The following is a 10,199-nucleotide window of genomic DNA, read 5'->3' on the forward strand; positions in this document are numbered from 1 at the left end:
GCTGCGGTGAAAGACGCAGAAACGCTGCCGTATTTCGCTTCGCTTAACGATGCGCGTCAGGCGGTGATCGTCGACATGATTTTCAACCTTGGCCTGCCCCGTTTTGGCATGTTCAAGAAAATGATCGCCGCCATCGAGCAGAAACTCTGGCATGTGGCCGCCAACGAAATGTTGAATAGCCGCTGGGCGCGTCAGGTTGGCAAACGGGCGAAGACACTCAGTGAAATGATGCGCACCGGCGCGCCGCTGCAATAAGGAGAGCACCATGAACTTTTTAACCAGTATCCTCGGCAAAACACTCTGGGAAGTACTGAAAGGTCTGTTTTTTCAGGTTGCCTGGAAAGTCATTCTGGAACGCTTTGCCAGCCGTCTGGTGATTTGGGGACTAGAGAAAATCAAAACCCTGTCCACCAATGACGTGACGCAGGAAACCGTGAACGACATCATCCTGTCGCTGAAAGGCAAAAAACTCAAAGAGGTCGAGCAATGGGAATGACGTTGGACCCAAGCTGGGTGAATGCGGTACTCGCCTTTGGCACGTTCGTGACGCTGATCCTGAGTTTGCTCATTGGCTACCTGTTCCGGTTGTCCAAAGAGCTGGGCGAATACAAAACCCATGTGGCAGAAACCTACGCAACGAAGGACGATGTCAAAGAACTCGGTGATCGGATTGAACGTAGTATGGTGAAAGAGTTCGACCGGATTCATTCCCTACTTCAGGGGAGAGAAGTCGCATAACCTATATTATTTTAGACTGGTAAATACTTGGTGGTGCTCTAGGTATTCATAATACAACCTGTAACACCACCAACGTTATTTATTAACTGGGTTTAGTTTCCAAATTTAATAATGCAAAATTGCATGCTAACGCCTAAATTTTGCCATCCGAGCTTTATTTAACGGAGTGGAAGCGATGTTATCTAACGCAGCACAAATTTTCCCTTCAAGCTCAGAATTACTCGAAGCCAGCAACATGAATGTTCTTATGTTCGAAGCCAGTTCTTCTCCCTTAAACTCTCTAAACATTTCTTCAATCTGATCTGTTGATAGTTCATTTAAAATCTCTACCTCAGACATATTGTAAGAGTTAGAGCCTTTTCTCTTTTGAAGAATGGCTTCAACTGTAGGTTTAGGATTGAGCGCCAAATAAGCTTCCCTCAGTTTCTCTATGAACTTTTCATCGTCTATACTGAAAGGATTAGACGTAATGCTATCTACATTAAAAACCTCAGGATTCCCTTTCCTTGCGTCAATAAAGAGATCAATCAACTCATCTGCTTTTTGGTCATAACCTATATTCCGCAATACCTTCAATCCACTTGAGTATTGTGAACAAGATGTTGAATCTACAATATCCCTCATTCCCGCTTCCATTGCTTCTGCGACTGCTCTTTCATTCGTATCAAACGAACCATGGAACAATTTCCAAGCTTCATCCCATTTTACGTTGCGATTTTCTACATCAATTTCCTTTTGCTTCAACTGGCACAAAGGAATGAGGTTTTCACGATCAATAAAGCCTTGTTCAATGCCTTGAGCAACAACCAAATCAATTTCGTCCGTAAGCTGATACCCGTAAGCATTTAGTAGGCTATCCCAACGCTTTGTCTCAGCCTTTGTCCAACCGCGGCTTTCATCTTCTTTTCTCAATCCAGGACGATTAACAAAACTAAATTCTGGTATGTTATCAGTATCAGCGCCATGGCAATAATAGCACCAGCTAAGAACAATCGAGGAATGAATACCTTGCTTCTTGATTTTCTCATCAAAATCATCGACTAACGATAAAAAGTCTTTTGTGTGATTAACGATCTTAGTGATTACGCGCTTATTTGTAATATTCAAGCCTATGCAACAATCGCGAACGTATTCTTTGAACTCGAAGTCATTTTCAAACATCGTATCAAAGCTTTCTTCAGCTGTTGGCTGGAAGTGAAGTTGCCTATCTACAATTTTTTCTTTGTACTTCCTATAGTCTTCAAAAGTCTCATCTCCGGCATCCTCGTTAAGCAATAGAACAACTTTGCAGTTCTTCCGATCTTTAAAGAAAGAAACTAGCCCCATGAAATCTTTCATGGATAAGCCATCACTTTTCCTTTCGAGATCATCAAAGCATATAATCGTATCTTTAACTGCTAATTGAGAAAGTGAGTTGAAAATATCGCCAAATCCACTTATGTAATTATCAATAAAAGGGATTTTTATACTTTTAAGTTTATCAAACCACTGTTTTGAGCTGGCCTTTATATCAATACTTTCACCAATTTTTTGGGTATCGATTGTGTTTAGGAACGTAGCTTGCTTTAGTGCATCTATAGAGTTAATACCAAACAATGAAACATAGGCATAAGATTTCAAAGCACACTCATTTTTGAGAGCTTCAATGTGCTGCTCCCAACAGTAAGTTTTACCTACCCCCCAATCACCTTTTATTGCTAGAACTTCAGGCGTACGAGTAGAAAGAAATTGTTTAATTTGTTCTTTAAGTAGTTCAGTTGACATGTTTGAGAATATCCATACGAAATAGCTTTTACAACAAACACTATAAATCTGTTCTGTCGTTCAGTGTGAATTTTAAATGTAAATCAACAAGTATGAAGCGCCAATGACGGCTTGTATTCTCTGAATGACCTGCATAAAGCAAGTGGAAACAAAGCCAAACACGCCCCTTTTCGATTCATGCGTAATGAACAAACCGTTGAACTAATCGCTGAAATAGAGCGATCACCAGATCTGGTGATCGGTTGCAAAGTGTTACGAGGTGGGAAACTCCAAGGAACTTGGGTATGCAAAGAACTGGTCTACGCCTACGCGATGTGGATTAGCGCCAGGTTTCACCTGCAAGTCATCCGCGCGTTCGACGCAATCACAAGCCAACCGCAAATTGCACCGTCCGGTGTCACTCTCACCGCCAAACAAGCCCGATTCTTACAATGTGCCTTTTCGCAGTTCGACGAACTCAAAGCGCGCCACGGGGAAAGCTACCGCCAGTATCAAACCTTGCAGCAGCAAATCAACATGATGCGTTCGTTTTGCGATCATATGGAAAGCGAGCTTAAAGCGTTTCGCTCGCACGTAGATGCAGAAGTTGATGCGATTAACCACATCAACTTATACAAGGGAATGGTGTTGGAATATCAAGGCGCCGACGAACTAAAGCGCTTCATTGAGCAAAAACATTGATGAAAACTGGCGTGAGCCTAGGCAACGTAAGTTGTTCTAGGCTCAGGTGGGCATGAATAAACTCACATTTAGACATATCCAAGTTAGGGCTTCGGCATTATCAGGAGAATTTCGGATAGAGATTTCTATGGATTAACGCCCAATTAAGGTGTGGGCAACGCAATACCGATGCCTCCGCATGCCACCTTAAACCTAAACGCAACGCATGGTAAAAATGCTACGCGTTGCGAATCACTCTTAAACGTATGTTAGGCTCGTTCTCTACATAAGTCGCTTACCCATAAGCCATTATTTTCCATAACTTTAAGAATGCAGTACCTAACTACACGCTCTAGCCCGTGAAAAATAGGAGCTTTCTCCAGTATTTTTGCAAACTCTCTATCAGGAACAACCGGACGACCTCCATGTAACTCTTCCGCCCTAACATTTGGTCGTACCCAACCTCCAAACGCAGCCCCAACATGGACATACTTGCTTCTGAGGTCGTAAGCCGCCCCAATACTGGTTTGTATTTTATCTTTGCTCAAGAACATGAAACCTTGTTGTTCACTAAAAAACTCATCGTCCAACAAGTTACAAATTGACTGAACAAACGAACGTTTGATCGACCTAAAGTTCCCTTGAAGTTGTCGAACAACTTTGGCTCCATCAGGCATGTTGGCTTCAATACTTTTAAACAATTCCAAAATTTGGGGTGCAACGATTTCATCACGTTCATAGGTGAAGAAACTAGCTAGGATTTCAGCTGAGGTAATTAAGTGTAAATAAGCTATTTCTGGATCAGTTTCAGCGTTTTGCAGTGCGCGCATATAGAATTTTGATGCTGCCAACAACTTGGTTACTACTTCTTTATCCAAGTCGGTACCTATTAAGAGCGGAAGGATAGACTCGACAGCATTCAAATTTAATGGAACTTGAAAGCAAGTTCGGGGCTCATATGAATTAAAATTATACCTATGATTGGAAATATGGTTATATGCGGTCAAATCGGGAGTTTGAAAAGAACCGCTCCCCTCAACCAACCCATGAGAGTCAAAGCGTTTTCCATATAACACGGATAAGTAAGCGCAGAAAACTTCCCCAAAACCTGAGTAATCAGGAATAACAACTCCCGGTCGTTTTTCTGGTGGTGCTTCTGTTCTAAATGCAATCATGTAAGCATTTCTTGAAACTGGACTCTCAGTACTTCTAACACGACCTGATTCACTAGCAAAATGGCTATGTGCATGAGTAATCAGAAAGGCTTCGCTTTCATATTCTCCAATTAGCCTGCTAGTTGTCGATACCAACAACTTTTGAATACTTTCATCTGGCCTTAATGATGATGTCATTTAACTTCCTCTGAGAGCCTAACGCCGCGTTAAGGGACAGCCTACGCTACTGACAAGCTTCCGCATAACACCGTAACCACAAAAGCCAACGCATTATAAAAATGCCACGCATTGGCTGTCCCTCTTTAACGCCTTGTTAGGCTATATTTCGTTTCAAGGTGCGCTTATGTGATGAGTACTTCTCTTTCAGTTTTTTAGGATCAAGGTTTTTTCTATTGGGATTATGAGGGATAATTGAACCAAATTCAGCAGCTATTTCATACATATCTTTATGTGAATGGGGTCGAGAATTAGCATACTCATTAATTGTTGATTCAACGATATTTAAAGTCGTATCATCTAACTCTATGTTTTTCACTCCATACGTCAAATTTGAATCCATTTTATTATCTAAATTTTTTGATGCAAAAATAGGTGGACTTACAACCTTGCCCTGAGTTAATGGATAACATATTGCAAAATCATAAATTTTATTATTAATTTCCACCCATGAGTGATCAAATAAATCATTGCTTTCAGACCTAACAACACCTGTGCATAGCGTTGGTTTCAAGTCATATTCAGATAAAGTCATGTAGAAAGCAGTGGACAAATCATGACAAGCTCCCCGCCATTGATTATGTAACATCGATTCTAAATAAACAGAGAATATGTCTGATAATAACCTATCATTCTCACGCTCTCCTATAGCCATAGCATTCATAATCCAATTTTTAGCAACCTTTATTTCAATTCCACCAATTTTATCCATTTTTATGCTCCGTATTAAAAATTAGCCTAACGCCTTGCTAACGGGCGATAACGCTATACCACCCAACTTAAAATTTGCTTCCTAAACACTGAAGCCGATTTGTATGAAAGTGGCCAAGCGTTAGGAGTCCCTGTTAAGCAATTTGTTAGGTTTTTACTCACCACTTAGTGCTTTCCAGCTTGTAAGGCTTAAGCGTTTACGCGTCCGCCTGATTTTGATTGTTAGGTTCAGTCTTTTTATCTCGATACAACTGAAAAGCAGCTCTCAATACCGCACCTATAATGCCAGTAGAAAACCACGCTCCAACCGTAACTATGAATATTGGGAATTCATGAGTGTCGTGACTATATTCAACGCCGTATTCTGATAATAATTTGACAAATACGACGGTGAGGGCGAATACAATAAATGAAAAGAAGAATATATAACGCTGCTTAAACCCCTTTGGAGACTTAAATTCTTCATTAAAGACATACGTGCCCATTAATCCACTTAGAATAGCAATAATCCATTTAAACCAAAAAATTTGTGACGGAAAAATCCAACTGATAAATCCAAGAATAAAGATTGCAACCAAAGAAGCGAAAAGTGATTTTAAATCAAACAGAGCTTGTTCTGGTTTTAGATGTTTCGTTCTTTGGTAGCTAAGGTGAAATATTTTCTTGCAACACTTACCCATCTTCGTGTTTTCGGGAGCGTAATACCACTCGTAAAAAAAAGACACTCCAACAAAGCTAAAAAATATGGTTAACGCCCATTGAGCAATTAGTGGGGCTGCTGGTAGCAAGAAAAAAACCAAAAAAGATGCCAAAGTGAAGCTACTCAATGCTCCGAGTATATACCACTTTAATTTTAATGCTTTCCAATACGAATGAATCAATTAAATCTCCTTAATCTGATAAACCTAACATTTTATTATTGCGCATGCGCATTTATCTCATTAGACCAGTAAAAACGCGCACAGTTAACTACTTGTATATAATGAACTTATCAGCATTTTGCTAAATTCACCATCTGGAAAAACGCGCATGCGCGTTTCCCAAACCTATTATCTAACCCATAGGTTTTGTAATTGCATGATTTTAAGAACATTTATGCATATCGGAATGTGAAAATGCGCACGAAGTTGAGATAAAAATCGTCTTGATTTCAATATAACTGTATATCTGCCCAGCTTTTAGGCTTTACAAAGAATGGCAAGACTTGAGTGAAATGGATGAAAATTTGTAGGCGAGAAAGTATGCGTTTGACTGCGCCACAAACAACGCGTTAACTCTTTTGGGGTAAAGATGAGTTACGTCGTTTATCTGCGAGCCAACGCAGAATACATTGGCCCAGATATTAGTCGAAGGCTTCAGCTTTCTTTTTCCAAACTCACATACTCATTGAGTTTAAGCACGTCACTCCCCACAAACTCGTTCAGTTCAGTCAGTGAATCAATCAGTGGCAGCAGCTCGTTTTTGTGGAACAGCCAGTCCACCTTGTTGAGGTCTAGTGAGGTAATGCTTTCGCGGCGGATGCTCATCAGCTCGATCGGTACGCGGTGCAGCGCCAACACATCATTCATCGTCTGGTTCTTCACGTCTTTGAACGAGTCTTTTGCTTCCACCTGGCCGATGGGTTTAAGCTCCGGTGCTTTGGTGTCTTTCCCTTTGGCATTCACAAACAGGTTTTTGAACGCCATCCCCTCTTTGGCCTGCAGCTTGTTGCGAATGTCATTCTCTGTATCCTTGGTCATGCTAGGCTCGTTCATATACAGCAGGTAACCTGCGTGGGAGCCGTTGCGGTAATACTGGCGGCGGAACAGCGTGGCATCGTCGTTGAGCCAAATAGAAGTTAACCCGCTGACGTGTTGCGGCAGACCGTACAGCTCCTGCGCCACATCGTATTCAGCCAGGTGAAAAATCTGCCCGTCGCGATAATCAATCCGCCCTTCGTTGCTGTAGGCACGGGGCTTGTAGGTGTACCCCAAATCACCGCGGCGGCGCATGTAGAGCGCCGGAATGTGTCTGATGTGAACCACTTGCCCGAACAGGTTGCGCACCACCTGAAAGTAACCGTTGCCAAAGGTGAGGTAGTCCTGAATAAACCGCTTAAGGTCGCGGCGCGGCAGTACGTCGCTCACCGTAACGGCGTACGTCAGCGTGTTGCGTTTAAACTCAATTGCGCTCGAGTGCATCGGGTTCACGCGCAGCGCTTTGGCCAGCGTATCAAGTGCAATCGGCGGCTCGTACAAATCGTCAATCAGCGCCACTTCAAGGTAGCTGAGAATATCGCTATTCATCACACTGACCGGGTTAGAAAATTCAATTTCAATCACGTTCTGTCTCCTAGAAGAACGACACCGTCGTGTCGTCCTCACTGTGAATATCAATCGGCTCCCAGTGCATCACATGCATCGAAGCCCAGGCCAGGTCTGCGTGCGAGCCCACCTTGCTGCGGTTAGAAATAAAGGTCACCTGATTGCTGGCTTTGGTGGTCTGCTGGCGGATCATCAAAAAGGAATGCACCAGGTCATCCCATTCACCGTCGAACTGCAGGCGCCCGTCGTTGATGATTTCGCGCGCCTTATACACCATCATCCGTTTCACTTCCGGCGAGTAGTCCAGCTCAATCAGGCTCGGGTAGAACTTGCGCACCAGCTCGGCCACGGCCGACCCGACGCCGCTGACATCAATCGCCAGGTGCACCACGTTGTATTTCTCGGTCATGGCTTTAATCGCAAGTGCCTGCTGCTCGTAGCTGGAGCCTTTCAGGCGCGCCCGTTCAATCAGCCGGAACACGCCGCCTTTGCGTTTGGGTTTAAGCGCAACCACCAATCCGGCATCGTCGGAGCCTTCACCCTGACCGCCGCCGCGCGGGTCATAACCCACCAACACTTCGGCGTTGCCCGCGGGCCGTGCTTTGTTGTGGTCCACGTCCTTCCACAGCGATGAATCGGTTTTACACGCCAGCAGCGCTTTGAGCGCAAAGATGGACGCCGAATCATCCAGAAACACGCAGCGCAGCAGGTTGTCGAATACGGTTTTGTCCGGGTACTTACGGCGCAGTTTCTCCATGTTGAAGAACGTGGCGCCTTTCTCAATCGCGTCATCAATGGTGATGATCTGGCGGAAAATGCCATCGACGCCCAGCGAGCCGTTTTTGAGCGCCGCATGGCTGATGTCAATGCCTTGCTCTTTCTTGCCCTGCCATTTCGGATACGCTTCATGCGCCACGGTCGACGGCGTCGACAGATACGTGGTGCGATACTTATCGTGAATCGACATCCCGCCCGCGTAGTCGTCCAGCTCTCCGAATTTGGGGATCCAGAACACTTCATCGAAATAGACATGGCCGTTAAAGCCCTGCGATGTGCGGGCGTTGGTAGAGAGGAAGTAAAACGTCGCGCCGTTGGAAAGTTGCAGCTCATCTTTGCCTTTGAGCTCCACGTCGCCAATTTCCAGCGCGAAGCGGCGGATGTAGTTTTTGAAGATCTCAGACTGCTTACGTGAAGCCGACAAAAACACCTGGTTGTCGCCATTCAGCACCGCATCCTCAAACGCTTCATAGGCGAAGTAATACGTCAGGCCAATCTGGCGCGATTTGAGGTAAAAGCGGAACTCGTTCAGCTCGGGATTGCACTTGTGGGCGTGAATCTCTTTCTGGTACTCGAAAAACGTCTTCTCTCGAAACTCATCCAGCACCGTTTGGGTGATGTGCGACACATCGTTCTTCACCTTATTCGGCTTGCGGCCGCGCTTATTGCCATCACTATGGCTGCTCGCTGGCCGATGCGGCCGGCTCTCGGCCTCATCGCGTTTGCGCTTTTGTGCCAGCAGCATTTCCAGTTCTTTGAGCTGCTCATCGTGCTTTTGGTCGAGCCACAGCAGATAGGCAATCCGCTGGCGCAGCATCAGCTCTACGGGCGCATCGTCCCGCATCGCTTTCCAGTCAAACTTCGAAATCCATTGCTGGACGGTTCGCACCGCAACGCCCACCGCCTGCGCAACTTCGGCAGGTTTGTACTGACGCAGATACAGCCCAAGCGCTTTGGTTTGGTCTGCGGTGTACATCGGGGAGGATTGCTCAATAGCCAGATTCGTTTTCATGCTGGCAGTGTGCAACAGAGCCCGCCGCGACTCAGCAGAGAGACTTTCTATATCGGGTATCTAGAATCGCCGTGAATACAAAAAGTTAAGGCCATTGGTTAGATTGGAATCATCGAATTCAGGAGCATTCAGGCATGTTTCAGTCACAACCCATTTGTATTTTGCAGGCAGGCACGACCGTCGACGGACGTGTGATTGGGCAGAACATCATTGATGAAATCGCAGAGAGCTATAACCCCGAGGTCTATACCGCGCGGATCAATGAAGAACACTTCGACTTTGGCAAAAAATTCGGTTCGGTGCAGTCGGTGGAAAAGCGTGGCGACAAGCTGTTTGCGGTGCTGAAACCCAACTCACTCTTATTGAGTGCGGTAGAACAGGGGCAACTGCTGCATACCTCGTGCGAACTGATGGAGAAATTTGCTGACACTGATAAGGCCTATCTGACGGGTCTGGCGCTGACCGACAAACCTGCGTCACTCGGCACCACGCAAATCCATTTGTCCAGTCAGTCCGATGGCAAGAAGTACGTGCAGACGCATTTCCCCATCAAACCAGAACACTTTTCACATCAGAGCACCGACGACGAACTCTCGATGTTTCAAAAATTCAAAAGCTGGCTCAAAGGCGAAAACGCACCCGAGCAGCTCTCTCACACTGAGGAAGAAGACGACATGAGCAAAGAAACCGAAGAGCTGCTGCAGCAACAAATTGAGCAGAACACCAAGCTGAGTGATCAGCTCGGCCAACTGGTGCAAACACTCAGCGCCAAAGAGCAGCCCGCAGAACCGGAAGTCAAAGACGAGCCGCAGAAAAGCGAGCTGGAAGAGAAAGTCGAAAAGC

The 10,199-nt window shown here is 45.1% G+C and carries 10 protein-coding genes and 1 pseudogene; 5 read left to right on the forward strand and 6 right to left on the reverse strand.

All coding sequences use genetic code 11. The features are described 5' to 3' along the window. From JIG40_RS00090 to JIG40_RS00100, 3 genes and pseudogenes are all read left to right on the forward strand, one after another. Positions 1-255: pseudogene (locus JIG40_RS00090) on the forward strand (lysozyme); the annotation flags it as partial. A gap of 10 nt (positions 256-265) precedes the next feature. After that, the gene (locus JIG40_RS00095; protein WP_004726817.1) at positions 266-496 is read left to right on the forward strand and encodes a hypothetical protein; all 231 of its coding nucleotides are present in this window, start codon (positions 266-268) and stop codon (positions 494-496) included. Beyond that, entirely contained in the window at positions 487-738 is a 252-nt protein-coding gene (locus JIG40_RS00100) for a hypothetical protein (protein ID WP_004726819.1), read from the forward strand. The genes JIG40_RS00095 and JIG40_RS00100 overlap by 10 nt, the downstream gene beginning before the upstream one ends. 126 nt (positions 739-864) lie before the next feature. Here the strand turns inward: JIG40_RS00100 and JIG40_RS00105 are convergent, their stop codons facing one another. Further along, the gene (locus tag JIG40_RS00105) at positions 865-2,502 is read right to left on the reverse strand and encodes a P-loop NTPase fold protein (RefSeq protein ID WP_199464568.1); all 1,638 of its coding nucleotides are present in this window, start codon (positions 2,500-2,502) and stop codon (positions 865-867) included. 111 nt (positions 2,503-2,613) lie between these two features. On the opposite strand from JIG40_RS00105, the gene JIG40_RS00110 reads away from it, so the two are divergent. Next, the gene (locus tag JIG40_RS00110) at positions 2,614-3,183 is read left to right on the forward strand and encodes a KilA-N domain-containing protein (protein ID WP_199464569.1); all 570 of its coding nucleotides are present in this window, start codon (positions 2,614-2,616) and stop codon (positions 3,181-3,183) included. 248 nt (positions 3,184-3,431) lie between these two features. Here the strand turns inward: JIG40_RS00110 and JIG40_RS00120 are convergent, their stop codons facing one another. The 5 genes from JIG40_RS00120 to JIG40_RS00145 all read right to left on the reverse strand — a co-directional run bounded on the left by JIG40_RS00120 (position 3,432) and on the right by JIG40_RS00145 (position 9,356). Next, positions 3,432-4,514: a HEPN domain-containing protein gene (locus JIG40_RS00120; RefSeq protein ID WP_199464570.1), complete on the reverse strand. Its 1,083-nt coding sequence runs from the start codon at positions 4,512-4,514 to the stop codon at positions 3,432-3,434. Positions 4,515-4,650: 136 nt separating this feature from the next. Continuing rightward, positions 4,651-5,265 carry a lasso peptide biosynthesis protein gene (locus tag JIG40_RS00130; RefSeq protein WP_199464571.1) on the reverse strand — a complete coding sequence of 205 codons (615 nt, stop codon included), beginning with the start codon at positions 5,263-5,265 and terminating at the stop codon, positions 4,651-4,653. A 196-nt stretch (positions 5,266-5,461) separates the two neighbouring features. Further along, on the reverse strand, positions 5,462-6,145 hold the full coding sequence (locus tag JIG40_RS00135; protein WP_199464572.1) for a hypothetical protein: 684 nt from the start codon (positions 6,143-6,145) through the stop codon (positions 5,462-5,464). A gap of 474 nt (positions 6,146-6,619) precedes the next feature. Beyond that, positions 6,620-7,585, reverse strand: coding sequence for a phage portal protein (locus JIG40_RS00140; RefSeq protein ID WP_199464573.1), 966 nt, complete (start codon positions 7,583-7,585; stop codon positions 6,620-6,622). A 10-nt stretch (positions 7,586-7,595) separates the two neighbouring features. After that, positions 7,596-9,356: a terminase family protein gene (locus JIG40_RS00145; RefSeq protein WP_199464574.1), complete on the reverse strand. Its 1,761-nt coding sequence runs from the start codon at positions 9,354-9,356 to the stop codon at positions 7,596-7,598. Between the two features lie 134 nt (positions 9,357-9,490). Here JIG40_RS00145 and JIG40_RS00150 point away from each other — a divergent pair. Further along, positions 9,491-10,199: GPO family capsid scaffolding protein (locus tag JIG40_RS00150; protein ID WP_199464575.1), on the forward strand; the 709-nt coding region annotated here is incomplete at its 3' end.

This window comes from Vibrio sp. bablab_jr001 (genome assembly GCF_016464285.1).
GTDB classification, from domain to species: Bacteria; Pseudomonadota; Gammaproteobacteria; order Enterobacterales; family Vibrionaceae; genus Vibrio; species Vibrio fluvialis.